Genomic DNA, 24748 nt, shown 5'->3' on the forward strand with positions numbered 1-24748 from the left:
TGCCTCCTCGATGTCGGTCCGCTGCTCCACGCACAGCCATGCCCGCTCCGCCGTGCGCTGAAACGACGCCGCGTGCGGAGTCGTCGCCGGGAGCCACCCCGACCTGTTCCGGGCGGAACCGGTCGGGCGATACTCGGCAGATCGCTGATCGCCTCAGCGGGGATCGCGAGCAGTCGGGGCAACGGTAGGGGGTCGCGTGGCAGGGGAGATCGAGCTCAGCCGGACGGTCGAGGAACCGCACGCCGTCGAGGAGGAGCAGACCGGGTCGAACGTGATCGGCGGTCTGCTCGGCTTGGCGGGCCGGGTCGGCCGCGACGTCGCGCGCACCGGGATCGACCTGGTCAGGGAACTGCCCGGTGGTGTCGAGGTGCAACGCCAGGTGCAGGCCGTCGAGAAGGTCGTGGCCTCGGGGGTGCGCGTCTGGCTCGACTCGGTCGACGAGCGCGATCGCGAGGACCAGGGCGACGACCTCCCCGGTGGTGCGGCGCAGGAGGAAGCCGACGAGGACGCCGAGAGCCAGGACGGGCTGCGGGAGGCCATGTCCGAGCTGCTGTTCCGCTCGGCGACCGCGAGCAAGGCCGAGGCCCGCGAGTACTTCTACGCCGCGATCCTGCGCCTGATCACGCCCGACGAGGCCCGGATCCTGGCGGGTCTCGGTGACGGCGCGGCGTACCCCGTGGTGCACGTCGCCGAGCGGGCGGGCATCGGTGGCAACGGCAAGTTCGTGATGCGCAACGGATCCACCGTCGGCCGGGCGGTGGGAGTGGCGCTGCACGACGAGGTCCCGCACTACCTGACGCGGCTGCACGCGCTGGGGCTGGTCGAGATCGGTCCCGAGCTGGAGAACATGGACGACCAGTACGAGATCCTGCAGACCGAGGCGCGGATCCGGGAAGCGCTGCGCTCGGCGAAGTCGACGAGGGCGGTGCGCCGCAGCGTACGGCTGTCCGATCTCGGCACCCGGTTCTGGAAGCGGTGCGATCCGACCGTGCTCGCTGCCCCCGGCGACACCCTGGACGGGTGAGGGCGCGAGGTAGGGTCGCAGCCGTTGCGCAGGTGTTCAGGGGTTTTCGGGTGAGAGGTGCGGGTTGGGAGCGATTCTCCAGGACTTCAGCGAGCACTGGATGCTCTACCTCTCGATCCCGCTCGTGGCCGCCTTGATCGGTTACGTCACCAAGATCCTCGCGATCAAGATGATGTTCTACCCCGTGGACTTCCGCGGGAAGAAGCCGTGGCTGGGCTGGCAGGGGATCGTCCCGAAGCACGCGGCGAAGATGGCCGGGATCGCCTGCGACACGCTCACCGAGCAGCTGCTGAGCCCGCAGGAGGTCGTGGAGCGGCTCGACCCTGAGCGCATCGTCGCCGAGGTCGAGAAGCCGTTGCGGCACGCGATCGAGGAGATCGTCGAGGAGGTCGGCTCCACCTACCAGCCCGCGGTCTGGGAGGCGATGCCGAAGATCGTGCGGCGGGCCATGATCCAGCGGGTGCAGAACGACGCGCCGCGGATGCTGTCGGAGATCATGGACGAGATCAAGTCCGATGTGGACAACGTCTTCGACCTCAAGTCCATGGTCGTCACCGCGCTGGTGCGGGACAAGGAGCTGCTGAACCGGATCTTCCTGGAAGCGGGCGGCAAGGAGTTCCAGTTCATCCGCCGCTCCGGTGCCGTGTTCGGCTTCGTCATCGGCCTGGTGCAGATGTCGGCGTGGGTGGTGTTCAAGGCCCCGATCCTGATGCCGCTGTTCGGCCTGTTCACCGGCTGGTTCACCGACTGGCTCGCGCTGAAGATGATCTTCCGGCCGCGGCAGCCCACGACCTACTTAGGACTCTTCGAGTGGCAGGGGCTGTTCCTCAAGCGCCGCGAGGAGGTCTCGGAGGCCTACGGCGAGCTGATCGCGCGGGAGATCATCACCCCGCGCAACGTCATCGAGGAGGTCATGCGCGGGCCGCTGTCGGACAAGGTGCTGGCGCTGGTGACCCGCAAGGTCGACGAGGAGCTCAGCCGCCGCACCAGCATCGCCAAACCGCTGGTGGTCTTCGCCGTCGGCGGGCGCCGCTACCAGGACCTCAAGAACCGCATCGCCGAGATGGTGATGGGCAGGCTCCCGGAGACCATGAGCTACGTCGAGGACTACGCCGCCGACGCGATGGACATCCGCAACACCCTGGTCAGCAAGATGAAGGAGCTGGACGCCGAGGAGTTCGAGGAGCTGCTGCGTCCCGCCTTCCGCGAGGAGGAGTGGATGCTCATCGCCACCGGTGCGCTGCTGGGCTTCGGTGTCGGCGAGGCCCAGGTCCTCGCCCTGGAATTCCTCGCCACCTGACCGCGCGTCCTGTCGGTGGGGAAGTTTTCATGAAAACTTCCCCACCACCCACCAGCCGGAGCCCCTAGACGGCGTCGGCCTCGACGGGGGAGTGGGTGCGGATGACCCGGGCCGGCACCCCTGCGAGCACGCTGTTCGGCGGGTAGACGCCTGCCGTCACCTGGGCCCCGGAGGCGACGATCGAGTTCTCGCCGATCTGCGCACCGGCGAGGATGACCGATCCGGTGCTGATCACGGTCCCCGACCCGATGATCACCGGCCGGACGGGCAGCGGCCACTGCGACGCGACGGGCACGTCGGTGAGGTCGTGCCGGTGGTGGTGGTCGACGATCGTGACTCGGCTGGAGGTCCACACGTCGTCGCCGAGCACGACCGAGGACATCGCGAGGATCTCGGAGTTGCGCCCGAGCACGCAGCGATCGCCCAGCACGATCATCGGTTCGCCGTCGCCGAGAACGGCACCGGGAAGTCCGGCCGAGAGCACCGTGTGCTCGTTGATGATGCAGTCGGAGCCGACGTGGATGCGTTCCGCGCCGGTCAGCGCGCCTTGCGGGAACGCGAGGTGGCTGCGTGCTCCCAGGGCGCCGAAGCCGCGGCCTTCCCGGGTCCGCGCGGTGATCGCAGCACCGTTGCGCGCCCACTGCCACCAAGCCCGGGTCAGTCGGCCTAACCAACGGTTCATCTGTCGACCTCGAACGACGGCGTGTGCGACGTACCCGCGCAACGGGCCCTACCCGGCGGTAGGAAAGGTACTGTAACCCGCCTCCCGCCCCGGCCTCGACGCCTCCCGCGTGCTCGTCACCGCTCAGCTGCTGCGGATCGCGAGGTCCCCGGGGGGTGATCGGGATCGTGGCTAGGAATGTCCGATCTGTGATGTGCTGAGAGGTGTGCCCGGCCGGCGGGGGCGACTCGCGCGGGCTGAAGCGACGTTCTGCGGAAGGTGTCAGAAATGGGATTTCACCTGCACCGGCGGGTCAGGTTAGGTCCGCTCTACCTCAACATCCACAACACGCGCGTCACGTCGTGGGGCTTCAAGCTGGGCCGGTTCAGCCGGAACATGACGCACGGCAAGACGACCATCGACACCCCTGGTCCGGGCCACTACACGTTCCGCGGCAAGCGGCGTCGATGAGCTGACGTGGGAAGAGGTGGGCCGGAAGGGGGGAACATTCCGGCCCACCTCAGTTCGTGGGGGTTCTTACGGCGCCTGCGGTCCGGGCGAGACGGTGGACGCTGCCGCGGGGGCGACGGCAGGCGCCGGTTCGGGGGCGGGAGCTGGGAGCGCCTGCGCTGTCGGGGCGATCGTCGCCATGGCCAGGACCGCGGCGGCGGCCAGACGATGCGTCAGGCGAGTGGTGGTCTCGGGGTCGGACACCGGGAACAGCTTCGGAAAACGCTGGCGGAGCACGGCTTCCTCTCGGGGGCGCGGAGCGGATGTCGGGGGGTGCGAGTCGGGGACGGTCACAACCGGCGGGGGTCCGGCTGCGTCGGGGGACGGCTGACGCCGTGACCGCTCCGAACTCGCCTCATCGAAGGTAACGACGGGTAGTCGTGGCTTCAAGATGCCATCGCCCGAACAGGGGATACCCAGGCCTGCGAACCCTGATCGATTGCGGAGAGTAATCGTCGGTGTTCATGGACGACCAGCGAAAACGGCCCTGCGGATTCCCCGGCGTGACGTCGCGCACAGGGACCAGAAGTCCCTGGTCAAAGCCCGATTTCGGGGTCGAGTTCGTGTTCGACGAGCGCCTTCCGGGGCTGGGACGAACCGGTGGTTCCCGCCGTCTGGTATTGGGCGCGCGCTGTGCTGGACCCTAGATTCGACAACTGTCCAGTCAGTGGTCCGCTTCGGTCGCGGAGGGTGGCAGGCGCCGGATGAGCGGTCAGGAGTTCCCCGAGCTCGCCTGCTACGGCTTGGCCGGCCACAGCGAGTCGCCGCGCGACGTGCTCGACGAGGTGCTGCTCGCCGAACGGCTGGGCATCGGCTCGATGCTGCTGTCGAAGCGCTTCAACGTCAAAGACGCCGAAGTTCTGGCCGGAGCGGTCGCCGCGGCCTCCCGCTCGATCGGGATCGGGACCGCGGCCACCAACCACAACACCCGGCACCCCCTGGTGACCGCGACGATGGCCGCCACCGCGCACCGGCTCTCCGGCGGCCGCTACGCGCTCGGGCTCGGACGTGGGTTCGGAGCGCTGTTCGACGTGATGGGCCTGCCGAAGGTGACCGGCGCCCAGCTGCGCGACGTCGTGGACCTCTACCGCAGGTTGTGGCGGGGCGAGGCCGTGCTGGACCACCGCGGACCCAGGGGGTGAGTTCCCCTACCTGCAGCTGGACCCGGCCTTCGACGAGCGCATCCCGGTGATGCTGGCGGCGATCGGCGACCGGACCCTGCAGCTCGCCGGCGAGATCGCCGACGGCGTCGTGCTGCACACCTTCTTCACCGACGACACCCTCGCCCGCGCCGTCGCCCTGATCCGGTCGGCGGCCGAGCGCGCGGGCCGCGACCCTGCCTCGGTGCGGGTGTGGTCGGTCCTGGCCGTGGTGCCCGAACCCGCGTCGGACGAGCAGGTGCTGCGCAAGCTGACCGGACGCCTGGCGACCTACCTGCAGGGCTACGGTGACGTCCTCGTGCGCGCCAACGGCTGGGACCCCGGGGTGCTGCGCAAGTTCCGGGAAGACCCGCTGGTCGAGGGGTTCCCCGGTGCGTTCGACGCCGTGGCCACCGCAGAGCAGCTGGCGCACCTGAGGGACGAGCTGATCCCGGAGGAGTGGCTGGCGGCCTCGGCGGTCGGGACTCCTCGGCGCTGCGCCCAGCGGATCGCCGACCAACTCGCCGCCGGGGCCGACGGCGTCGTGCTGCACGGAGCCACGCCCGCCGAGCTGTCCGGCGTCCTCGCCGAGTGGCGGGAGATCCGGACGGCGCGGGAGTTGCGCTCGCTGCCGGTCAACCCCGGGAGGATCGCGTGATCGAACCGATCGACACCGCGGCCGAGATCACCGCCGACTGGCTGGGGAGGGCGCTGGGCGGAGAGGTCTCGGCCGTCGAGGTGCGGCGCATCGGTTCCGGCCAGATCGGCTCGTGCTTCCGCTGCGAGATCACGGGTCTCGGCGTGCCGCCGCGAGTGGTGGTGAAGCTGCCGACCACCGACGCGGGCACGCGGGCGATGCTGGTCGGTGCCTACCGCAGCGAGGTCAACTTCTACCGGGAACTGGCGAGCACCGTGGCCGTCGCCGTCCCGCGCTGCCACGCGGCCACCGACGTGGAACCGGACGGCAGGTTCGCGCTGGTGCTGGAAGACCTCGCGCCGGCCGCGCCGGGCGACCAGATCGAGGGCTGGGACGCGGCCCGCATCCGCTCGGCAGCGGTGAACCTGGCCGGGCTGCACGGTCCTCGCTGGTGCGATCCGACCCTGCTGGACACCGGTTGGCTCCTCCCGCACACCGACGCCGACGCGCGCGTGCTCGCCGAGGTCTACGCCTCCGCTGTCGGCACGTTCGTCGCGGATCTCGAAGACCTGCTCAGCGCACCTGCGATCGACGCGCTGGAGCGGACGGTGGATGTCGTGGCCGACTGGTCGCTGGCCGAACCCGAGCGCTTCGCGCTCCTGCACGGCGATTACCGGCTGGACAACCTGACCGCGCACCCCGCAACCGGTGAGGTGCGCGCGGTCGATTGGCAAACCCTCGGCCTGGGCCTGCCCGCCCGCGACATCGCCTACCTGATCAGCACCGGCATGACTCCGGAGAACCGGCGTCGTCACGAGCGCGACGTCGTCGTGGCCTACCACCGCGGGCTGCGAGCGCACGGCGTCAGCGACCACGATCTCGACACCTGCTGGCGCGACTACCGCCTCGCGATGGTGCAAGCGGTTCTGGTCCCCGTCCTCGGATGCGCCTACGGCACCCGCACCGATCGCGGTGACCGCATGTTCGCCACCATGGTCGAAAGGGGCTGCGCCGCAATGGAAGAGCACCGCACCCTCGACCTCATCGCCTGACGCCGCAGTCCGTCACGCAGGTGTGTCAGGACTCGGGCGCAGGTCCTGGATGCCGATGACCCGCAGGAGGTCCAGCTTCTCCCTGGCATCGGTGCCCTCGGCGGGGAAGTAGGCGAGGAACTTCAGATCCGCTTCCGGGGTGAGCAGCGTTTCGCAGTTGACCTCCACCAAACCGACCTCCGGGTGCCGGAAGCGCTTCCGGTCCATGTGGCGGACGCCGACCTCGTGGCGCTCCCACAGCTCGCGGAACTCGTCGCTGCGCTCCAGCAGGTCCTCGACGAGACCGGTGATGTCGCGCTCCCCGGCGCGGCGAGAGTAGGTGGCGCGCAGGTCGCTGACGTGGGCCGCCGAGTGGTGCGCCCAATCCTCTTCCGGGATCCCGTCCCGCATCCCCGGCTCGGTGAACCACCGCCACACGAAGCTGCCGTGCCGCGCGCCCGGCTGCTTGCGGTCGCCCACCAGCGCGATCGACAGCGCGTTCTGCCAGAGCACCTCGTTGAGATCGGTGCAGATGGTGACCGGCACGTCGGTGAGCCGGTCGGCGAGGCTGATCAGGCTCGGCCGGATGTGCCCACCGGCCCGGCGCGGGGGCGGGGTCATCCCGGCCAGGTGGAACAGGTGGTCGCGTTCGTCCAGGCTGAAGCGCAGCGCACGGGCCAGTCCGGCCACCACCGGCTCGGACGGGTGCGAACCGCGGCGCTGCTCCAGCCGCGTGTAGTAGTCGGTGGAGATCCCGGCGAGCTGGGCGACCTCGTCCCGACGCAGCCCGGGCGTGCGGCGGCGCAGCCCTTCGGGCAGGCCCACGTCGGACGGGCGCAGCAGCTCCCGTCGGCGGCGAAGGAAGTCGGCGAGTCCCGGACGGTCGATCACACCCCCATCATCGACCCCTCCGCGCCGGTCAGCCAGGGAGGACCAGTCCCTGGATGTGCCGGGCCTGGTCGCGCTCCGCCGGGGCGCGCACCGTGGTGGCATGACAGCTCAGCTCACCACCCGCCGCCTCGGCGCCACCGGTCCCTCCGTCAGCTCGCCCGGCCTGGGCTGCATGGGCCTGTCGGGCGCTTACGGACCGACCGACGACGACCAGAGCGTCCGTCTCATCCACTCCTACCTGGACGCAGGAGGGAACCTCCTCGACACGGGCGACTTCTACGGCAGCGGCCACAACGAAGCGCTCATCGGACGGGCCCTCGGGGACCGCGACCGCGACGAGGTCGTGCTCTCGGTGAAGTTCGGTGCCCTGCGCGGCCCCGGCGGTACGCCCGTCGGCTTCGACGCGCGACCTGCCGCGATGCAGAACTTCCTGACCTACTCCCTGCAGCGCCTCGGCGTCGATCACGTCGACGTCTACCGCCCCGCCCGGCTCGACCCGGCCGTGCCCATCGAGGACACCGTCGGCGCCATCGCCGAGATGGTCGAGAAGGGCTACGTCCGCCACATCGGGCTCAGCGAGGTCGGTGCGGAGACGATCCGGCGCGCTGCCGCGGTAGCACCGATCAGCGACCTGCAGATCGAGTACTCGCTGCTGACCCGCACGATCGAGGACGAGATCCTGCCGACCTGCCGCGAGCTCGGCATCGGCATCACGGCCTACAGCGTGCTCTCGCGCGGGCTCATCGGTGGCAGCGGCGCGAGGGGAGGGTCGCTGCCGATGATGCCGCGCTTCCAGGAGGGCAACCTCGAGCACAACGAAGCGCTCGTCGCGCGCGTGCGGGAGATCGCGGCGGAGAAGGGGGCGACCGTCGCTCAGCTGGCCATCGCCTGGGTCGCCGCGCAGGGCGAGGACGTCCTGCCCGTCATCGGTGCGCGCCGCCCGGAGCAGATTGAGTCGATGATCGCCGGCAACGCCGTCTCGCTCGACACCGGCGACCTCGCCCGGCTCGACGAGCTCGTCCCGCGCGACGCAGTGCGCGGCGACCGCTACCCGACCCCGCTGATGGCCGATCTCGACAGCGAGAGGTGACCGGGCGTCAGGACTTCCGGGCGATCAGGCCGTACTGCGGGACGCTGGGCTCGGCGGTATCGGGGTTGCGCCACCGCGCGCAGGAGACGAGCCCCGGTTCGACGAGCTCCAGCCCCTCGGCGAACGCCGCGACCTCCTCGCCGCTCCTGGCGGTGATCGGGGGCGTGGCGTTCTCGTTCCAGAAGGCCATCGCCTCGCGGTTGGCCTCGCCGTCGAGCTCGGTGGTCGGGTGGCTGATCACCACGTAGCTGCCGGACGGGATCGCCTGGACCAGCCGGTGGACGATCTCGGCGGCCTGGGCGGTTTCGGGGATGAAGTTGAGGATCCCGAGCAGCATCACCGCGACCGGCTGCTCGAAGTTCAGCGTGCGTGAGGCCGCCTGAAGGATCTCGTCGGTGTGCCGCGCATCGGCTTCGACGTAGTCCGTGCGGCCCGGCCGCGAGCTGGTCAGCAGCGCGCGGGCGTGGGTGAGCACCAGCGGATCGTTGTCGACGTAGACGACGCCGGACTCCGGAGCGATCTGCTGCGCGACCTGGTGGGTGTTGTCGGCGGTCGGCAACCCGGTTCCGATGTCGAGGAACTGGCGGATGCCGACCTCACCGGCGAGGTGGGCGACCGCGCGCTTGAGGAACGCCCGGTCGGCGCGGGCCACGTCGGCGATCAGCGGGAACATCTGCTGGATGTGCTCGCCGACCTGGCGGTCGACGGCGTAGTGGTCCTTGCCCTCCAGCCAGAAGTTCCACACCCGCGCGTTGTGCGCCACCGTGGTGTTCACACCGCGCAACGGCGTGCCGCTCGTCCATTCGCTCATCAGCTTCGCTTCCCTCGACGCCCCGCCTTCGAGCGGAGTCTAAACGCCCGACTTGCCGGAGTCAGGCGTCTGGAGCGGCGAGGGCGTCGAGCACGCCCTGGCCGTAGCGGTTGAGCTTGCCCTCGCCGATCCCGCTGATCGTCGCGAGTTCGTCCAACGTGGACGGTTGGACGGTGGCGATCTGTCGCAGCGTCGAGTCGTGGAAGATGATGAACGGCGCCTTGCCCTCCTCGCGCGCGACCCCCATCCGCCACGCTCGCAGCTTCTCGAAGACCGGCTCGGCCTCCGGCGGCATGTCCTGCGGTGCCCGCTTGGAGTCGCGGGCCTTCGCCTTGGCCGCCGGGGTCCGCTTCGGCTCGGTGCGCAACCACACCTCGCGCGGTTCCTCCCGGCGCAGCACCTCGGAACTGCTGTCGGTGAGCACCAGCGTGCCGTAGTCGCCTTCGACGGCGAGCAGTCCCTGGGCCAGCAGCTGGCGGATCACGCCGCGCCACTCGTTGTCGCTGATGTCGGAGCCCACGCCGAAGACGCTGAGCTCGTCGTGCCGGAACTGCTCCACCTTCTGCGTCTTCTTGCCGCGCAGGATGTCGATGATCTGGCCGGCGCCGAACTTCTGGTTGCGCTCGCGCTGCAACCGCACGACCGTCGACAGGAGCTTCTGCGCGGCGACCGTTCCTTCCCAGGACTCCGGGGGGTTGAGGCAGGTGTCGCAGTTGCCGCACCGGTCTTCCGCCTGCTGGCCGAAGTAGTCGAGCAGCTGGGAGCGGCGGCACCGGACCGTTTCGCACAGGGCCAGCATCGCGTCCAGGTGCCTGCTCTGGGTGCGGCGGTGCGCCTCGTCGCCGTCGGAGTTGTCGATCAGCTTGCGCTGCTGGACCACGTCCTGGAGGCCGTAGGCCATCCAGGCGGTCGAGGGCAGTCCGTCGCGGCCCGCGCGACCCGTTTCCTGGTAATAGCCCTCGATCGACTTGGGCAGGTCCAGGTGCGCCACGAACCGCACGTCGGGTTTGTCGATGCCCATGCCGAAGGCGATGGTCGCGACCATGACCAGCCCCTCCTCGCGCAGGAACCGGGCTTGGTGCTTGGCGCGCACCTCCTTGTCCAGGCCGGCGTGGTAGGGCAGCGCGGTGACGCCGTTGGTGGTCAGGAACTCGGCGGTCCGCTCCACCTCGGCGCGGGAGAGCCGGTAGACGATGCCGGACTCGCCCGGGTGCTCGGTCTGCAGCAGCTGCAGCAGCTGCCTGCGGGCGTCGCTCTTCGGCGCGATCCGGTACTGGATGTTGGGCCGGTCGAAGTTGGAGACGAAGTGCCGCGCGTCGGTCAGCTGCAGGCGGGTGGCGATCTCCTGCCGGGTCGCGGGCGTGGCGGTGGCGGTCAGGGCGACGCGCGGCACGTCGGGCCAGCGCTCGTGCAGCACCGACAGCGCCAGGTAGTCCGGGCGGAAGTCGTGGCCCCACTGGGCCACGCAGTGCGCTTCGTCGATGGCGAACACCGCGACCTCGCCGCGCGCGAGCAGCTCCAGCGTCGAGTCGAGCCGGAGGCGTTCGGGGGCCAGGTACAGCAGGTCGATCTCGCCGCTGAGGTAGGCGTCCTCGGTCTCGCGGCGCTGCTGGTAGCTCTGCGTGGAGTTGAGGAACCCCGCGCGCACGCCCAGCGCCGCCAGCGCGTCCACCTGGTCCTGCATCAGCGCGATCAGCGGCGAGACCACGATGCCGACACCGGGCCGGACCAGCGCCGGGATCTGGTAGCACAGCGACTTGCCGCCACCCGTCGGCATCAGCACCAGGGCGTCGCCACCGGAGACGACGTGGTCGATGATCTCCTGCTGGGTGCCTCGGAACGAGTCGTATCCGAAGACCCGTCGCAGGACCTGGAGGGGTTCGGCGGTCTGTTCGGTCGCGGTTTCGGGAGACGCCACGGCGGGCATCTTACGCAGCGGGCCGGACGTCCTCGGGTGCCCGCACGCCTCGGTGAGTCGGGCCGGGACCAAGGCGAATGGTGACCTGGGTCTCCTTCGAGGTGTGGTGCGGGCGCCGGGAATACTTCGTAAGGAAGACTCGTTCCCGCGAGTAGTTGAAGCTCGTACAAAATGAGCGGGCTCGGGTCGAGCAGGGAGTTCACAATGCAGTTCGGGATCTTCTCGGTCAGTGACGTGACGACTGACCCGACCAACGGACGGACTCCGACCGAGGCCGAGCGGATTCAGGCGATGGTGCGGATCGCGCTCAAGGCCGAAGAGGTCGGACTCGACGTCTTCGCCACCGGCGAGCACCACAACCCGCCGTTCGTGGCCTCCTCGCCGACGACGATGCTGGGCTACATCGCGGCGCAGACCGAGAAGCTCATCCTGTCCACCTCCACCACGCTGATCACCACGAACGACCCGGTGAAGATCGCCGAGGACTTCGCGATGCTGCAGCACCTCGCGGGCGGGCGCGTGGACGTGATGATGGGCCGCGGCAACACCGGACCGGTCTACCCGTGGTTCGGCCAGGACATCCGGCAGGGCATCCCGCTGGCCATCGAGAACTACGGGCTGCTGCGCCGGTTGTGGCGGGAGGACGTGGTCGACTGGGAGGGCAGGTTCCGCACCCCGCTGCAGTCGTTCACCGCGACCCCGCGCCCGCTCGACGGTGTCGCGCCGTTCGTCTGGCACGGGTCGATCCGCTCGCCCGAGATCGCCGAGCAGGCGGCCTACTACGGCGACGGCTTCTTCCACAACAACATCTTCTGGCCCGCCGAGCACACCAAGCGCATGGTGCGGCTGTACCGGCAGCGCTTCGAGCACTACGGGCACGGCAAGGCCGACCAGGCCGTCGTCGGCCTCGGCGGTCAGGTGTTCATGCGCAAGAACTCCCAGGACGCCGTGCGCGAGTTCCGGCCCTACTTCGACAACGCACCGGTCTACGGCGGCGGGCCGTCGCTGGAGGATTTCAGCCAGGCCACCCCGCTCACGGTCGGCAGCCCGCAGGAGGTCATCGACCGCACGCTGAGCTTCCGCGAGAACGTCGGGGACTACCAGCGCCAGCTGTTCCTGATGGACCACGCGGGCCTGCCGCTCAAGACGGTGCTGGAGCAGCTGGACCTCCTCGGCGAGGAGGTCGTCCCGGTGCTGCGCGAGGAGTTCGCCAAGCTCAAGCCCGCGCACGTGCCCGATGCCCCGACCCACGAGTCCCTGCTGGCCGCGAAGCAGGCGGAGCGCGAGGAGGAGGTCGCGAAATGAGCGAGCGCGACATCGTCGTGGTCTCGGCGGGGCTGAGCAACCCGTCCTCGACGCGGATGCTGGCCGACCGGCTGGCCGCGGCCACGTCCCGCAACGCCCAGGTCAACATCCGGGTCGTCGAGCTGCGGGAGCACGCCAAGGACATCGCCAACAACTTCGTCACCGGCTTCCCCTCGCCGGAGCTGGAGGAAGTGCTGGAGGCGGTGCGCCGGGCGGACGGGCTGATCGCGATCACCCCGATCTTCCAGGCGTCCTACAGCGGCCTGTTCAAGTCCTTCTTCGACGTGCTGGACAAGGAAGCGCTGGCGGGCAAGCCCGTGGTGATCGGCGCGACCGGTGGTTCGGCCAGGCACTCCTTGGCGCTGGAGCACGCGATGCGGCCGATGTTCGCCTACCTGCACGCCGTCGTCGCGCCGACCTCGGTCTACGCGGCTTCGGAGGACTGGGCGACCGGTGGGGACAGCACGCTGGCCGACCGCGTCGAACGGGCGGCCGGTGAGCTGGCCGCGCTCGTCGAGCAGCGTCCGGCGGTTCGGGCTCCCGACCCGTTCGAGGAGCCGGTGCCCTTCGAGCAACTCCTGGCACAACAGCGGAACTGAGGCTCCGCCACCACAACGACTGAAGCCACCCGACCGGGGGAGTCCCACTTCGCACGAAGCGGGACTCCCCCGGTCGTTCCGACGTCCGAGCCAGCAGGATCCCGCGCGAAACTCGAATCCCCCTGGCCCGTTCTCGGCTGCCGTGGGGGTGGGCGGGGGTCGCTTCGCGCGGATTCGGTGCTGGTGGCGACTACCGTGGGCGAATGAGCGGCGATCGGATCCCGGCTGAGGAGCCTGCCGAACTGGTGCCCGCCTCGGCGCGGTTGCGCGCCGAGGGCGTGGAGCTCGTGGAGCTGTCGTTCGTGGACAACGCGGGGATCACGCGGGTCAAGACCGCGCCGCTGGACCGGCTGCCGGAGCTCTGCCGCTACGGGCTCGGCGCCTCCCCGTGCTTCGAGACCTTCACCTTCGACGACGTGATGCTGCGCGGGGCCCATCTGGGCGGCCCGGACGGCGACCTGCGGCTCATCCCGGACCTCTCCCGGCTGACCCGGCTGGCGGCCATGCCCGGCTGGGCCTGGGCTCCCGCGGACAAGTACACCCAGGACGGTCCGCGCTTCGTCGCGTGCCAGCGCGCCTTCGCCGCGCGGCAGGTCGACGCGGCGGCCGGCGCGGGCCTGTCGGTGTCCGCCGCCTTCGAGCACGAGTGGGTCGTGGCCGAGCAGCGGGACGACTTCGTGCCCGCGATCAGCGGGCCCGGCTACGGGCAGGTCCGGCTGGAAGCGCTCGCCGACTACGGTCTCGCGCTCACCCGCAGCATGCGCGAGCAAGGCGTGGACGTGCTGCAGTTCCACCCCGAGTACGCGCACGGGCAGGTGGAGCTGTCGGTGGCGCCGGCGTCACCGGTGGGCGCGGCCGACGACGCGGTGCTCGTCCGGCACACCGTTCGCGCGGTCACCCGCAACCACGGCTGGCGCGCGAGCTTCGCCCCCGGCCTCGTACCGGGCGGAGCGGGCTCCGGTGCGCACCTGCACCTGTCGGTCCACGACTCGCGGGGGAACCTGCTGGCCGACGGGCCGGGACGGCACGGGCTGCAAGCACGGGGCGAGTCCTTCCTCGCCGGTGTGCTGCGCGAACTTCCCGCGCTGGTGGCCATCGGAGCAGGCAACCCGGCGAGCTTCCTGCGTCTCGGCCCGTCCCGCTGGGCGGGCATCTGGCAGGTCTGGGGCAGGGAAGCCCGGGAGGCCGCGCTGCGCCTGATCACCGGGACCGAAGGCACCCAGTCCTGGGCCGCCAACGCGGAGATCAAGTGCTTCGACGCCACCGCGAACCCGTACCTCGTCGTGGGGGCGGTGATCGCCGCGGGAACGGCAGGGGTGCGAGAGGAGCTGACCCTGCCCGACGAGATCACCGGAGACCCGGCGCTGCTGAGCGAATCGGCGCGCGCCGAGGCCGGGATCGAACGGCTCCCGGCCGGTCCGGACGAGGCGGCCGATGCGCTGGCCTCATCGGAGGTGCTGGCCGAGGCGCTGGAACCCGAGCTGCACGACGCGATCCTCACCGTCCGCAGGGGAGAGGCTGAGCGCTTCGCCGAGGCCTCCGCTGAAGACGTGGCCTCCGCCACGCGCTGGACCTGGTAGGAACAACGTCGTCGCGCGTGCGGTTGTGCACCACCGGCCAGAACCGAGGAATGGGGGACAAGCGTGTCGAACGGCATGGGACAGCTGGACAACCCGGTGTGGCACTCGCTGAACGGCGCGCACGCGCGCTTCGCCGAACGATCCGGGGACGCCGTGCGCTACGGGCCGTCCATCTCGCCCTTCCTGGCGCTGCCCGCCGAACCCGGGGCCGGGGCGTGGCGCGACGCGGCGAAGCTCGTCGGACCGGGCGGGTTCATGGTCATCACCGGGCCCGTGCGCACCCCGCCGCCCGGCTGGCACGCCTCCGAGGAACTGCCCGGAGTCCAGATGGTCGACGACGGCGTGACCGGAGCGCCCGAGCCGGAAGCCGTTCCGCTGACCGCCGCCGACGTTCCCGAGATGCGCGAGCTGGTCAAGCGCACCCAACCGGGCCCCTTCGAGGACCGCACCGTTGAACTCGGCACCTACCTGGGAATCCGCAGCGGCGGAGCGCTCATCGCGATGGCCGGCGAGCGGATGCGCCTGCAGGGCTGGACCGAGATCAGCGCCGTGTGCACCGATCCCGCCTTCCGCGGCCGAGGACTGGCGTCCCGCCTGGTCCGGGCGCTGGTCGCCGACATCCGAGCCCGCGACGAGCAGCCGTTCCTGCACGCGGTGGCCACCAACACCGGCGCCATCGCCCTCTACGAGCGGATGGGCTTCCGGATCCACAACCGCCCGATCTTCCAAGCCCTGAAGGCCCCCGCGGCCTGAGCGCTCAGCCCGCGGTTGCCGTGACTCCGCCGATCTCTCCGTTGCGGAAGGCGTCGACGAACAGGCGGTGGTCGTCGCGGACGACCTGGGCGTAGTGCAGGGCGAAGTCGACGAGCCAGTCGACGAACTCCTTCTCGCGATCACCGATGACGGCGAGGATCGCCTCCTCCACCTGGAAGTCGACCAGCTCGGTGTCCGACTGCGCGTCCGACACGCAGTGGATCTTCGCCACGGCCCGGCCGAGGTAGTCCAGCACCGGCAGGATGTCGCTCGGCTCGGTGAGGTCGTCCCAGTCCAGGTCAGCTTCGTAGGGCGAGAGCTCGTCGACGAGGTAGCCGATGCCGCCGATCTCGGTGTGGCCGAGCATGGGATCGGCGTGCGCCTGCAGCGCGCGCTGCGACAGAGCGGTGCGGTGCCCGTGGTGCTCGAAGCGGCTGCGGATCCGCTCGTCGGTGACCACCCGCGACGGAGCCGCCACGTTGCCCTGCTTCATCGACAGCACCACGTCGTTCTCTAGCGCCTCGGTCGGGCCCTCGATGAGCACGTTGTAGGCGGGCAGTCCGGCGCTGCCGATGCCGAAACCGCTGGAACCCACGATGTCCTTGATCGTGTAGGCGACCTCCCGCATCCGGTTCTCCTGCGGGATGGTCTCCAGGTAGCGCTGGAAGGCCTGCTCGACGCGGCCGCGCTCGGCGTCGTCGAGCTGCCGGATGTTCGGGCCGCGCCGCATCCGCCGGTCGTAGCCCTCGGCCTCGGTGAGCCTGCCGAGCAGCTCGGTGCGGCTGCGCAGCCGGGTCTGCTGCAGCAGGTCGTGGATCGTGCCGTCGGTGGTCGACAGCCGCAGCGAGTAGTCGGAGTCACCCTCCTCGGTGGCGAAGGAGCGGACCTGGTCCAGGTAGGACGTCGCGGCCCGCCGCACGAACGACACGATGTCGGAGTCCGGCAGCGCCTTGCTCCACGCGAGCAGTGCCAGGCTGGCCGCGAAGCGCTGGAGGTCCCAGGTGAAATGCCCGAGGTAGGCCTCGTCGAAGTCGTTGACGTCGAAGACCAGCACCCCGGAGGCGTTCATGTAGGTGCCGAAGTTCTGCGCGTGCAGGTCGCCCTGGATCCACACCCTGCTCGTGCGCTCGTCCGCCCACGGGTCGGGGAGCCGGTTGACATCGGCGTAGAACAAGCATGCGCTGCCCCGGTAGAAGGCGAACGGATCGGCCGCCATCTTGCGGAACTTGGTGCGGAACGCCGCGGGATCGCGCTCCATGAGTTCGGAGAAGGCGTCGACGAGGATGTCGGCGATCCAACCGCGGCGGGCGTCGGTGTCGGTGGCACCGAGGGAGCGAGCGAGCTCGGACATGATTTCCGTCCACTGTGAACTGTGGTGACGACGTGGCGGTGCCAGCCTAGCCGAAAGCCGTTCGTCCCGAGGCGAAGCGTTGTCCACCCGGGACGAACGGGACGTCCGGCGCGCAACCGGTCTCCCGCGGCCGCCGGTGGCGGCGGTCGGGCGGCAGGAGTGAGGTTGTTCGCGGTGGCGTGGGGAAATAGCCTCGGCCGGATACGGTGCGTGCAGTGAGTGGAGGTGGTGATGGTCGAGGTGGGAAGTCCGCCCGCGCGCAACACGCGGCCCCGGAACCGGCGTGCCCTGATCACCGCCGCGGCGGCCGAGCTGTTCTACCGCGACGGGTTCGACCAGGTCGGCATGAGCGACATCGCCGAGGCGGTCGGGGTCGGATCCTCGGCGCTGTACCGGCACTTCGCGGGCAAGCAGCAGCTGCTGACCCACGTCGTGCTCGACGAGCTGCACCCGTTCACCGAGATCACCGCCGACACCGATGACGTCGAGCAGGTGGTGGCCCGGCTCGCGGCCGCCGCGCTCGACCACCGGCAGCTCGGCGTGCTCTGGCAGCGGGAGTCCCGGCGGCTGCCGGACGAACGCCGCGACGTGCTGCGCGGCGAGCTGCGGGAGGTCGCGCGCGGTCTGACCCGGCTCGCGCACGCCTTCCAAGCGGGCCTCGACGACGCCGACGCGCGCTTCCGCGCCTGGTGCATGTTCAGCGTGCTGACCAGTCCGTCCTACCACCAGGTGCAGCTGTCGCGGCGGGAGTTCGAGGGGCTGCTCGGCGAAATGGTCGTGATCATCGGCCACCGCCCGCCCCAAGAGCTCGCGCCGCGCCCGGAGGCCGGCGCCGACCAGCTCGAACGCTTCGCCGGGCGGTCCTCGCGCCGCCGGTTGCTGCTGGCCGCGGCCACCCGGCTGTTCGCCGACGCCGGCTACAGCAAGGTCACCACCGAGGACGTCGGCGCCGCGGCCGGGATCGCCGGGCCGAGCCTGTACAACTACTTCGCCAGCAAGCAGGAGCTGCTCAGCGCGGTGATCACCCGCGGCAACGCCTGGCTGGAGGTGGAGCTGGAACGCACCCTGGCCACCAAGACCGATCCGGCCGAGGCGCTGCGCGCGTTGCTGCGCTCCTACATCCGCTTCGCCTTCGACCACGGCGGGTTCATCGACATCCTGGTCAGCGAGGTCGGCCACTTGCCCGCCGCCGAACGCCACCGCGCGCGCCAGACCCAGCACTCCTACGTCGCCGAGTGGGTCGGGCTGCTGTGCGAGGCGCGTCCCGAGCTGGATCCGGTGCGCTCCCGGATCCTGGTGCAGGCGGCGCTGACCGCGGCCAACGACATGGCGCGCACCGGCCCGATCCGCGACGCCAGGACCGTGCTGCGGCTGGGCTCGGCGCTGATGCTCGAAACGCCGGTCGAGGGGTGAACCTGTGCGCTACCCGTCGTTCACTTAGCGAGGAAATCGCCAGGAGACCTCCGCTGCAGCGTCTGGCAGCGACTACTGGCGGGTCACTTGAGCGTTTGACTCGATCAACCCGCGGCAACTAATCTCCACCAGGACAGATCCGCCCGCCGAACCGCGCAGACCCGCGGATACTGGAACCGAGCAGGTAACGAGGACAGGTTGGTTGCATGAGCAGCGCGACGGAGCCGGTGGGTCAGCCGCCGGTTGACGTGCCGGACATCCACACGACCGCAGGCAAGCTTGCGGATCTGTACCGGCGGAACGACGAGGCGGTGCACGCCGGCTCGGCGCGCGCGGTGGCCAAGCAGCACGAGAAGGGCAAGAAGACCGCCCGCGAACGCATCGACATGCTGCTGGACGAGGGCTCGTTCGTCGAGCTCGACGAGCACGCGCGACACCGCTCCACGAACTTCGGCATGGAGGCCAACCGCCCCTACGGCGACGGCGTGGTGACCGGGTACGGCACCGTCGACGGCCGCAAGGTGTGCGTGTTCTCCCAGGACTTCACCGTTTTCGGCGGTTCGCTGGGCGAGGTCTTCGGCGAGAAGATCGTGAAGGTCATGGACCTGGCGCTCAAGACCGGGTGCCCGCTGATCGGCATCAACGACTCCGGCGGCGCGCGCATCCAGGAGGGCGTGGCGGCGCTGGGCCTCTACGCCGAGATCTTCAAGCGCAACACCCACGCCTCCGGCGTCATCCCGCAGATCTCGCTGATCATGGGACCCTGCGCCGGCGGTGCCGTGTACTCGCCCGCCATCACCGACTTCACGGTGATGGTCGACAAGACCTCGCACATGTTCATCACCGGTCCGGACGTCATCAAGACCGTCACCGGCGAGGACGTGACCTTCGAGGACCTGGGCGGCGCGCACACGCACAACTCGCGCTCCGGCAACGCGCACTACCTCGCCTCCGACGAGGACGACGCCGTCGGCTACGTCAAGGAACTGCTGTCGTTCCTGCCGAGCAACAACCTCTCCGAGGCGCCGGTCTTCGAGGGTGCCGACACCGGTGCCGGGGCGATCGCGGACTCGATCACCGACTCCGACCGCGAGCTGGACACGCTCGTGCCCGACTCGCCCAACCAGCCCTACGACATGCACCGGGTGATCGCCGCGGTCGTCGACGACGAGGAGTTCCTGGAGGTCTCCTCGCTGTTCGCGCCCAACATCGTCACCGGCTACGGGCGCGTCGAGGGCCAGCCGGTCGGCATCGTGGCCAACCAGCCCACCCAGTTCGCCGGAACGCTGGACATCGGCGCGAGCGAGAAGGCCGCGCGCTTCGTGCGAACCTGCGACGCCTTCAACATCCCGGTGCTGACCTTCGTCGACGTGCCCGGCTTCCTGCCCGGCACCGACCAGGAGTGGAACGGCATCATCCGGCGCGGCGCGAAGCTGCTCTACGCCTACGCCGAAGCCACCGTCCCGCTGGTCACGGTGATCACGCGCAAGGCCTACGGCGGTGCCTACGACGTGATGGGCTCCAAGCACCTCGGCGCCGACATCAACCTGGCCTGGCCGACCGCGCAGATCGCGGTCATGGGTGCTCAGGGTGCGGCCAACATCCTCTACCGGCGGCAGCTCGGTGACGCCGCCGCGGCCGGCGAGGACGTCGAGGCCCTGCGCGCGCGGTTGCAGCAGGAGTACGAGGACACCCTCTGCAACCCCTACACCGCCGCCGAGCGCGGTTACGTGGACTCGGTCATCCCGCCGTCGCACACCCGCGGCTACGTGGCCCGTTCGCTGCGCATGCTGCGCGACAAGCGTGCGAGCCTGCCCGCCAAGAAGCACGGCAACATCCCGCTGTGATGGGAGTTCTCCGATGAGCGAAGAGACGCCGCAGCGCCCGGTGCTGCGCATCGTGCGCGGCGAGCCCGACGACGTCGAGATCGCCGCGCTGACCGCCGCCCTGGCCGGTGCTTCCGCCGCGCGGACTCCCGAGGAGGAGTCGAAGCCGCTGTCGCTGTGGGGCGACCCGGTCTCGGCGGTGCGCCACCCGGCGGGTCGCCGCCCGCTCCGGCCCGGCCCGCACGCGTGGCGCGCCTCGGGCATGCCGGGCTGAAGTCCGTTGCCAGACTTGATGTTTTCCGCCTGCTCCGGCGTCGCGCCGGGAAAATGAGGAGTTGACCACTGTGGACGTGACGCCGATCAGCAAGGTCCTGATCGCCAACCGCGGTGAGATCGCGGTGCGGGTCATCCGCGCCTGCCAGGACGAGGCCATCGCCTCCGTCGCGGTCTACGCCGAGCCCGACGCCGACGCCGCCCACGTGCGGCTGGCCGACGAGGCCTTCGCGCTGGGCGGTTCCACGCCCGGCGAGTCGTACCTGAACATCGACAAGATCATCGACGCCGCCAAGCGCGCCGAAGCCGACGCCGTGCACCCCGGGTACGGCTTCCTGTCGGAGAACGCCGACTTCGCCCAGGCGGTGCTCGACGCCGGGCTGATCTGGATCGGCCCGTCGCCGCAGGCCATCCGCGACCTCGGCGACAAGGTCACCGCCCGGCACATCGCCACCCGAGCGGGGGCGCCGCTGGTGCCCGGCACCAAGGACCCGGTCCCGAGTGCCGACGAGGTCGTGGCCTTCGCCCAGGAGCACGGACTGCCGGTGGCCATCAAGGCCGCGTTCGGCGGTGGCGGTCGCGGCCTGAAGGTCGCCCGCAGCGTCGAGGAGATCCCCGAGCTGTTCGCCTCCGCCGTCCGCGAGGCGGAGACGGCCTTCGGCCGGGGTGAGTGCTTCGTGGAGCGGTACCTGGACCGCCCGCGCCACGTCGAGGCCCAGGTGGTCGCCGACCAGCACGGCAACGTCGTGGTCGTCGGCACCCGCGACTGCTCGCTGCAGCGCCGCCACCAGAAACTCGTCGAAGAGGCCCCGGCCCCGTTCCTCAGCGACGACCAGCACAGCCGGATCCACGAAGCCGCGCGCTCGATCTGCGCGGAAGCCGGTTACTACGGCGCGGGCACGGTGGAGTTCCTGGTCGGCCAGGACGGCACGATCTCGTTCCTGGAGGTCAACACCCGGCTGCAGGTCGAGCACCCGGTCTCCGAGGAGACCACCGGCATCGACCTGGTCCGCGAGCAGTTCCGCATCGCCTCCGGCGAGAAGCTCCACCTCGGGGCCGACCCGGAACCGCGCGGCCACTCCATCGAGTTCCGCATCAACGGTGAGGACGCCGGCCGCAACTTCCTGCCCGCCCCCGGCACGGTGACGAAGTTCGTCGCCCCGCAGGGCCCGGGCGTGCGCGTCGACGCGGGCGTGGAGACCGGCAGCGTCATCGGCGGCCAGTTCGACTCGCTGCTGGCCAAGGTCATCGTCACCGGTGCCGACCGGCAGCAGGCGTTGCAGCGCGCCCGCCGCGTCCTCGACGAGATGCAGGTGGAGGGCATGGCCACGGTCCTGCCGTTCCACCGCGCGATCGTGCGCGATCCGGCTTTCGTCGGCACCGACGGCTTCACCGTGCACACCCGGTGGATCGAGACCGAGTTCGACAACACCATCGAGCCCCACACCGGCGGTACCGACGCGGCCGAGGAAGCGGAGGAGCGGCAGACGGTCATCGTCGAGGTCGGCGGTCGCCGCCTGGAGGTCTCGCTGCCGGCCGCGTTCGCCGCGACCTCGGCGGCTCCGGCGGCCAAGGCCAAGCCCCGCAAGCGCGCCGGTGGCAAGGCCGGGGGTGCCGCCTCCGGTGACGCCGTCGCCGCGCCGATGCAGGGCACGATCGTCAAGGTCGCGGTCGAGGACGGACAGGAGGTCGCCGAAGGTGACCAGATCGCCGTCCTGGAGGCCATGAAGATGGAGAACCCCGTGACCGCGCACAAGGCGGGCACGGTCACCGGGCTCGACGCGAAGCCCGGCGACTCCGTCACCCAGGGCACCACCCTCTGCGAGATCAAGTAGTCCTGACGCACGCCGCCGGCCCCGAGGCATCGCCCCGGGGCCGGCGACGTGTTCCAGGCGATTCCAATTTCGCGCGAAATGGGAAGCCATCCTCCCGACCAGGCACTACACGCCCGAGCGCGGGGGAGCATCCCAATTTCGCGCGAAATTGGGATGGTGCGGTGCGCGCCTGGCCGGGGTTCCCGGTCAGGCCGGGTTTCCCTGTCAGGTGAGGGTGAGGGTGAGCGGGAGCTCGGTGCCCTTCGGGCGGGTGAGGTAGCAGTGGGCGTGGTACCAGCCCGCTGATTCCCTGCCCTCGGGGTCGTGGCCCTGGAGCTGCACGTCGTGGACAGCGGCCCGCTGCTCCTCGTCGTCGGCGAAACGGCGCTGCGGGAAGGTTCCCGGCAAGCGTTCGGTGACCAGGCCGTGTGCCGCGAGCAGGTCGGTGATCTCCGAGTAGTCGAAGACCCGGAGCACGAAGATCGCCAGCCACAGATCGCCCGGCCGGTTGATCGCCGTCAACAACCGCTCGAACGTGGCGACGCCGACGTACCCGACACCTCCGGTGGAGATGACGAGGTCGGTGTCGGCGACCCCCTTGGTGAGTTCCGCTGTCGGATCGGCGCTTTCGAGGTCCTCGGCCCAGCCGTCGGTGAGTAGCCCCGAGCGGCGGCCGTAGTCGATCGCTGGTGCGGAGACGTCCAGCCCGACGATCTCCAGCCCGCCGCCGTACCGCTCGCGGTCCCGATCGGCCAGCTCCGCCGAGGACAGGCTCGCGATGCCCGGATCCGCGTAGCGGGCGAGGACGCCGGAGGGGTCCGCGGCGGACTTCAGCAGGGCCGAGTTGATGCCGTAGGAGCAGCAGACGTCCAGGACGCGCGCGGGACGCGCCGCCCCGATCACCTCGCGGAAGATCGGGGTGGCGCGCTGCGGGATCTGGTACTCGAACCGCTCCAGCGTCGAGACGTACGCCCGCGGATCCGGTTGGACGTAGATGTCGCTGAAGTCGGCCTTGTGCTCGCCGGTCAGGCTCATGACTCGGTGCCGAGGAGTTCGGTGAGCTCCTCGATCGCCGCCGTCAGCTGGTCGGCGAACCCGGTCATCTGCTCGCCGACGGTCAGCGGCGTGCTCAGGTGCACGTTGAAGCTCTGCGGCAGCAGCAGGTAGGCCACGCCGATGCAGTGCTCGCTGGTGGCTCCGAAGCCGAAGTACTGGATGTTCACCGACGGCGCGGCGCTGGTGCTCAGGTAGTCGTCGCGCATCTTCAGCCACCCCGGCGAGCTGTAGAGCGCAGGGGAGAACTCCTGACCGCGGCGGGCGGCGATCAGCTGCAGCTCCCACAGGTGCTGCTCGGGCGCGTCGCCCGACTGGCACTCCTTGGCGCGCGTGACGTGCGCATCGGCCGCGCGGCGGAAGGCTTCGGTGCGGGTGGCGCGGTCGGCGCCCGGGTCCTCCATCGCGGCGACGAAGTCGATGATCTCCGGGGTGACCACGCGCATCGCCTCGGTGCGTCCGTGGTGGAACGTCCGCGTCGCGATGGACTCGTAGGTCGCTCCGGTGAAGCCCTTCGACCGGCGGTGCGCCAGCTGGAAGGCCATCTGCACGAACGCGTCCGGGGACACGCCGAGCGACTTGGCGCGTTCCGAGCCGAAGTCGAGGCTCACGGTGCGGGTCGCGGTCGCGTCGGAGTAGGCCTGGTAGTCCTTGGCCGCCGCCTCGATCTCACCCGAGAGCTCGGGCGTGAGGCGGAATTCCAGCGCGGAGGGCTTCGGCGCGCCCTGCGGTGCGGCTCCCGATGCCTGCGAGTGCGACTCGGCGGTCCCGGTCAGCAGCGAGTCGACGTACTCGACGATGGTCGTGCCGTCGAGCAGGCAGTGCTCCCCGTTGACACCGGCCGCCCCGTCGGGGAACACGATCAGCGTGATGCCCTTGTCGAACCAGCGGTCGGTCGGGTCCCCGGCCAGCAGCTGCTTGCACTTGCCGCCGGTGTCGGAGGGGAGCTCGTGCTCCAGGGCCAGGCAGAACAGCGCCGTCTCGATCACGTCGACCGAGCCGGTGTTGTCCAGCAGCAGCGCCTCCCTGTTGGCCGCCCAGGTGACGCGGTCGTTGCTGGTCAGAGCGCCGACCCCGGGTCCGCGGTCGGCGGTGGCGGTGATCTCGCGCAGCGCTTCGGCGAGCTCGTCGAGGGTGTGCGGGACCCCGCCCTGGCCGATCACGTCGAGCCGGAACGCGTGGCCCCGGAAGAAAACCACGATGTGCCGGGCCTGGCTCGGGCCGGGCTGCCCGGGCGTGTTGGGGGCCCGCACGCCGTCGCGCTCAGCGCGCGGGATGCGGGTGGTGGAGAACAGGTACCGGTGCTGCTGCATGGACAGCGGCTGGCCGCGGCGCGTCGTGGGCGGCACGGTCTCGGCGTCCAGCGCCAGCTTGTGGTCCACCGACGCCGCGATGAGCCGCACGGCGCGGCTGATCTGGTCGTCGTCGGTGTCGTTGAACAGGAAGAAGAAGTTCGCGTTGAGCGCGATCCGGTCCCGGCGGCCCAGGTAGCGGTCCCGCCAGAACTCGTCCAGCCAGCTGTGCACGTCGTCCTGACCGGTGTAGGCCGTGAGCGAAGCGTGCAGCTCCTTGGCGGTCTCGGAGTCGAGGAACTCCGAAACGGCCTGCCGGGTGGTCGACAGCTCCTCGTCGGTCAGCAGCGGCGCGCACCACTGCAGGAACCGGGATCCGCTGTCTTCGAGCGTGGGCAGCGGGATGCGGGGCAGCGCGTCCTCGTTGCCGAAAGTGCTGGTGCGCAAAGCAACCTCGTTCGTCTTTAGGTCTGTTAC

At 70.3% G+C, this 24748-nt stretch carries 23 protein-coding genes; 15 read left to right on the forward strand and 8 right to left on the reverse strand.

What is annotated here, in order from left to right; translation table 11 throughout:
- Positions 1-196: 196 nt before the first annotated feature.
- Together ACYVF3_RS29955 and ACYVF3_RS29960 are read left to right on the forward strand one after the other, a co-directional pair.
- Positions 197-1024 carry an Abi-alpha family protein gene (locus ACYVF3_RS29955; protein WP_461157634.1) on the forward strand — a complete coding sequence of 276 codons (828 nt, stop codon included), beginning with the start codon at positions 197-199 and terminating at the stop codon, positions 1022-1024.
- A gap of 100 nt (positions 1025-1124) precedes the next feature.
- Positions 1125-2324: a DUF445 domain-containing protein gene (locus ACYVF3_RS29960; RefSeq protein ID WP_461157726.1), complete on the forward strand. Its 1200-nt coding sequence runs from the start codon at positions 1125-1127 to the stop codon at positions 2322-2324.
- 64 nt (positions 2325-2388) lie between these two features.
- On the opposite strand, the gene ACYVF3_RS29965 is transcribed toward ACYVF3_RS29960, so the two are convergent.
- Entirely contained in the window at positions 2389-3006 is a 618-nt protein-coding gene (locus tag ACYVF3_RS29965; RefSeq protein ID WP_461157635.1) for an acyltransferase, read from the reverse strand.
- Between the two features lie 267 nt (positions 3007-3273).
- On the opposite strand from ACYVF3_RS29965, the gene ACYVF3_RS29970 reads away from it, so the two are divergent.
- Positions 3274-3456, forward strand: a complete 183-nt coding sequence (locus tag ACYVF3_RS29970) for a DUF4236 domain-containing protein (protein ID WP_461157636.1) — start codon at positions 3274-3276, stop codon at positions 3454-3456.
- 66 nt (positions 3457-3522) lie between these two features.
- On the opposite strand, the gene ACYVF3_RS29975 is transcribed toward ACYVF3_RS29970, so the two are convergent.
- Positions 3523-3699, reverse strand: coding sequence for a hypothetical protein (locus ACYVF3_RS29975; RefSeq protein WP_461157637.1), 177 nt, complete (start codon positions 3697-3699; stop codon positions 3523-3525).
- A gap of 500 nt (positions 3700-4199) precedes the next feature.
- Between ACYVF3_RS29975 and ACYVF3_RS29980 the strand changes: the two genes are divergently transcribed.
- The 3 genes from ACYVF3_RS29980 to ACYVF3_RS29990 are packed head-to-tail and all read left to right on the forward strand — an operon-like array spanning position 4200 to position 6323.
- Positions 4200-4637, forward strand: a complete 438-nt coding sequence (locus ACYVF3_RS29980; RefSeq protein ID WP_461157638.1) for an LLM class flavin-dependent oxidoreductase — start codon at positions 4200-4202, stop codon at positions 4635-4637.
- 49 nt (positions 4638-4686) lie between these two features.
- Complete coding sequence (locus tag ACYVF3_RS29985; protein ID WP_461157639.1) at positions 4687-5292, forward strand: LLM class flavin-dependent oxidoreductase; 606 nt, start codon at positions 4687-4689, stop codon at positions 5290-5292.
- Entirely contained in the window at positions 5289-6323 is a 1035-nt protein-coding gene (locus tag ACYVF3_RS29990; RefSeq protein WP_461157640.1) for a phosphotransferase family protein, read from the forward strand. Before ACYVF3_RS29985 ends, ACYVF3_RS29990 begins: the two co-directional genes overlap by 4 nt.
- Before the next feature lie 12 nt (positions 6324-6335).
- Here ACYVF3_RS29990 and ACYVF3_RS29995 read toward each other — a convergent pair whose 3' ends face one another.
- A complete protein-coding gene (locus ACYVF3_RS29995; RefSeq protein ID WP_461157641.1) occupies positions 6336-7193 on the reverse strand; it encodes a helix-turn-helix transcriptional regulator in 858 nt (285 codons plus the stop codon).
- Positions 7194-7293: 100 nt separating this feature from the next.
- On the opposite strand from ACYVF3_RS29995, the gene ACYVF3_RS30000 reads away from it, so the two are divergent.
- Positions 7294-8283 (forward strand): aldo/keto reductase, encoded by a 990-nt coding sequence (locus ACYVF3_RS30000; protein WP_461157642.1) that lies wholly within the window; start codon positions 7294-7296, stop codon positions 8281-8283.
- Between the two features lie 7 nt (positions 8284-8290).
- Here ACYVF3_RS30000 and ACYVF3_RS30005 read toward each other — a convergent pair whose 3' ends face one another.
- Both ACYVF3_RS30005 and recQ read right to left on the reverse strand, forming a co-directional pair.
- Entirely contained in the window at positions 8291-9094 is an 804-nt protein-coding gene (locus ACYVF3_RS30005) for an SAM-dependent methyltransferase (protein ID WP_461157643.1), read from the reverse strand.
- Positions 9095-9155: 61 nt separating this feature from the next.
- A complete protein-coding gene (gene recQ, locus ACYVF3_RS30010; protein ID WP_461157644.1) occupies positions 9156-11021 on the reverse strand; it encodes a DNA helicase RecQ in 1866 nt (621 codons plus the stop codon).
- 195 nt (positions 11022-11216) lie between these two features.
- Between recQ and ACYVF3_RS30015 the strand changes: the two genes are divergently transcribed.
- The 4 genes from ACYVF3_RS30015 (at position 11217) to ACYVF3_RS30030 (ending at position 15249) form a co-directional block, all read left to right on the forward strand.
- Positions 11217-12317, forward strand: a complete 1101-nt coding sequence (locus ACYVF3_RS30015; protein WP_461157645.1) for an LLM class flavin-dependent oxidoreductase — start codon at positions 11217-11219, stop codon at positions 12315-12317.
- Positions 12314-12916, forward strand: coding sequence for an FMN reductase (locus tag ACYVF3_RS30020; RefSeq protein WP_461157646.1), 603 nt, complete (start codon positions 12314-12316; stop codon positions 12914-12916). Before ACYVF3_RS30015 ends, ACYVF3_RS30020 begins: the two co-directional genes overlap by 4 nt.
- A 203-nt stretch (positions 12917-13119) precedes the next feature.
- Positions 13120-14496, forward strand: a complete 1377-nt coding sequence (locus tag ACYVF3_RS30025) for a type I glutamate--ammonia ligase (RefSeq protein WP_461157647.1) — start codon at positions 13120-13122, stop codon at positions 14494-14496.
- Between the two features lie 399 nt (positions 14497-14895).
- Positions 14896-15249 carry a GNAT family N-acetyltransferase gene (locus ACYVF3_RS30030; protein WP_461157727.1) on the forward strand — a complete coding sequence of 118 codons (354 nt, stop codon included), beginning with the start codon at positions 14896-14898 and terminating at the stop codon, positions 15247-15249.
- A gap of 4 nt (positions 15250-15253) precedes the next feature.
- Here the strand turns inward: ACYVF3_RS30030 and ACYVF3_RS30035 are convergent, their stop codons facing one another.
- Positions 15254-16600 (reverse strand): DUF2252 domain-containing protein, encoded by a 1347-nt coding sequence (locus ACYVF3_RS30035; RefSeq protein WP_461157648.1) that lies wholly within the window; start codon positions 16598-16600, stop codon positions 15254-15256.
- A 231-nt stretch (positions 16601-16831) separates the two neighbouring features.
- Here ACYVF3_RS30035 and ACYVF3_RS30040 point away from each other — a divergent pair, with 231 nt between their 5' ends.
- The 4 genes from ACYVF3_RS30040 to ACYVF3_RS30055 all read left to right on the forward strand — a co-directional run bounded on the left by ACYVF3_RS30040 (position 16832) and on the right by ACYVF3_RS30055 (position 21947).
- Entirely contained in the window at positions 16832-18013 is a 1182-nt protein-coding gene (locus ACYVF3_RS30040; RefSeq protein WP_461157649.1) for a TetR/AcrR family transcriptional regulator, read from the forward strand.
- Between the two features lie 206 nt (positions 18014-18219).
- Entirely contained in the window at positions 18220-19860 is a 1641-nt protein-coding gene (locus tag ACYVF3_RS30045; protein ID WP_461157650.1) for an acyl-CoA carboxylase subunit beta, read from the forward strand.
- Between the two features lie 13 nt (positions 19861-19873).
- The gene (locus ACYVF3_RS30050; protein WP_461157651.1) at positions 19874-20113 is read left to right on the forward strand and encodes an acyl-CoA carboxylase subunit epsilon; all 240 of its coding nucleotides are present in this window, start codon (positions 19874-19876) and stop codon (positions 20111-20113) included.
- Positions 20114-20183: 70 nt separating this feature from the next.
- Positions 20184-21947, forward strand: coding sequence for an acetyl/propionyl/methylcrotonyl-CoA carboxylase subunit alpha (locus tag ACYVF3_RS30055; RefSeq protein WP_461157728.1), 1764 nt, complete (start codon positions 20184-20186; stop codon positions 21945-21947).
- Between the two features lie 204 nt (positions 21948-22151).
- Here the strand turns inward: ACYVF3_RS30055 and ACYVF3_RS30060 are convergent, their stop codons facing one another.
- Positions 22152-22961 carry a class I SAM-dependent methyltransferase gene (locus ACYVF3_RS30060; protein WP_461157652.1) on the reverse strand — a complete coding sequence of 270 codons (810 nt, stop codon included), beginning with the start codon at positions 22959-22961 and terminating at the stop codon, positions 22152-22154.
- Positions 22958-24718: a choline/carnitine O-acyltransferase gene (locus tag ACYVF3_RS30065; protein ID WP_461157653.1), complete on the reverse strand. Its 1761-nt coding sequence runs from the start codon at positions 24716-24718 to the stop codon at positions 22958-22960. The genes ACYVF3_RS30060 and ACYVF3_RS30065 overlap by 4 nt, the downstream gene beginning before the upstream one ends.
- Between the last annotated feature and the right edge of the window lie 30 nt (positions 24719-24748).

Source organism: Saccharopolyspora tripterygii, from assembly GCF_054778355.1.

Excerpts from the sequence above, each read along its gene's own strand:
- ACYVF3_RS29960 (WP_461157726.1), top strand. The coding sequence starts at position 1,125 with ATGCTCTACCTCTCGATCCCGCTCGTGGCCGCCTTGATCGGTTACGTC.
- ACYVF3_RS29965 (WP_461157635.1), bottom strand. The coding sequence starts at position 3,006 with ATGAACCGTTGGTTAGGCCGACTGACCCGGGCTTGGTGGCAGTGGGCG.
- ACYVF3_RS29970 (WP_461157636.1), top strand. The coding sequence starts at position 3,274 with ATGGGATTTCACCTGCACCGGCGGGTCAGGTTAGGTCCGCTCTACCTC.
- ACYVF3_RS29980 (WP_461157638.1), top strand. The coding sequence starts at position 4,200 with ATGAGCGGTCAGGAGTTCCCCGAGCTCGCCTGCTACGGCTTGGCCGGC.
- ACYVF3_RS29985 (WP_461157639.1), top strand. The coding sequence starts at position 4,687 with ATGCTGGCGGCGATCGGCGACCGGACCCTGCAGCTCGCCGGCGAGATC.
- ACYVF3_RS30000 (WP_461157642.1), top strand. The coding sequence starts at position 7,294 with ATGACAGCTCAGCTCACCACCCGCCGCCTCGGCGCCACCGGTCCCTCC.
- ACYVF3_RS30005 (WP_461157643.1), bottom strand. The coding sequence starts at position 9,094 with ATGAGCGAATGGACGAGCGGCACGCCGTTGCGCGGTGTGAACACCACG.
- recQ (WP_461157644.1), bottom strand. The coding sequence starts at position 11,021 with ATGCCCGCCGTGGCGTCTCCCGAAACCGCGACCGAACAGACCGCCGAA.
- ACYVF3_RS30015 (WP_461157645.1), top strand. The coding sequence starts at position 11,217 with ATGCAGTTCGGGATCTTCTCGGTCAGTGACGTGACGACTGACCCGACC.
- ACYVF3_RS30020 (WP_461157646.1), top strand. The coding sequence starts at position 12,314 with ATGAGCGAGCGCGACATCGTCGTGGTCTCGGCGGGGCTGAGCAACCCG.
- ACYVF3_RS30025 (WP_461157647.1), top strand. The coding sequence starts at position 13,120 with ATGAGCGGCGATCGGATCCCGGCTGAGGAGCCTGCCGAACTGGTGCCC.
- ACYVF3_RS30030 (WP_461157727.1), top strand. The coding sequence starts at position 14,896 with ATGCGCGAGCTGGTCAAGCGCACCCAACCGGGCCCCTTCGAGGACCGC.
- ACYVF3_RS30035 (WP_461157648.1), bottom strand. The coding sequence starts at position 16,600 with ATGTCCGAGCTCGCTCGCTCCCTCGGTGCCACCGACACCGACGCCCGC.
- ACYVF3_RS30040 (WP_461157649.1), top strand. The coding sequence starts at position 16,832 with ATGGTCGAGGTGGGAAGTCCGCCCGCGCGCAACACGCGGCCCCGGAAC.
- ACYVF3_RS30045 (WP_461157650.1), top strand. The coding sequence starts at position 18,220 with ATGAGCAGCGCGACGGAGCCGGTGGGTCAGCCGCCGGTTGACGTGCCG.
- ACYVF3_RS30050 (WP_461157651.1), top strand. The coding sequence starts at position 19,874 with ATGAGCGAAGAGACGCCGCAGCGCCCGGTGCTGCGCATCGTGCGCGGC.
- ACYVF3_RS30060 (WP_461157652.1), bottom strand. The coding sequence starts at position 22,961 with ATGAGCCTGACCGGCGAGCACAAGGCCGACTTCAGCGACATCTACGTC.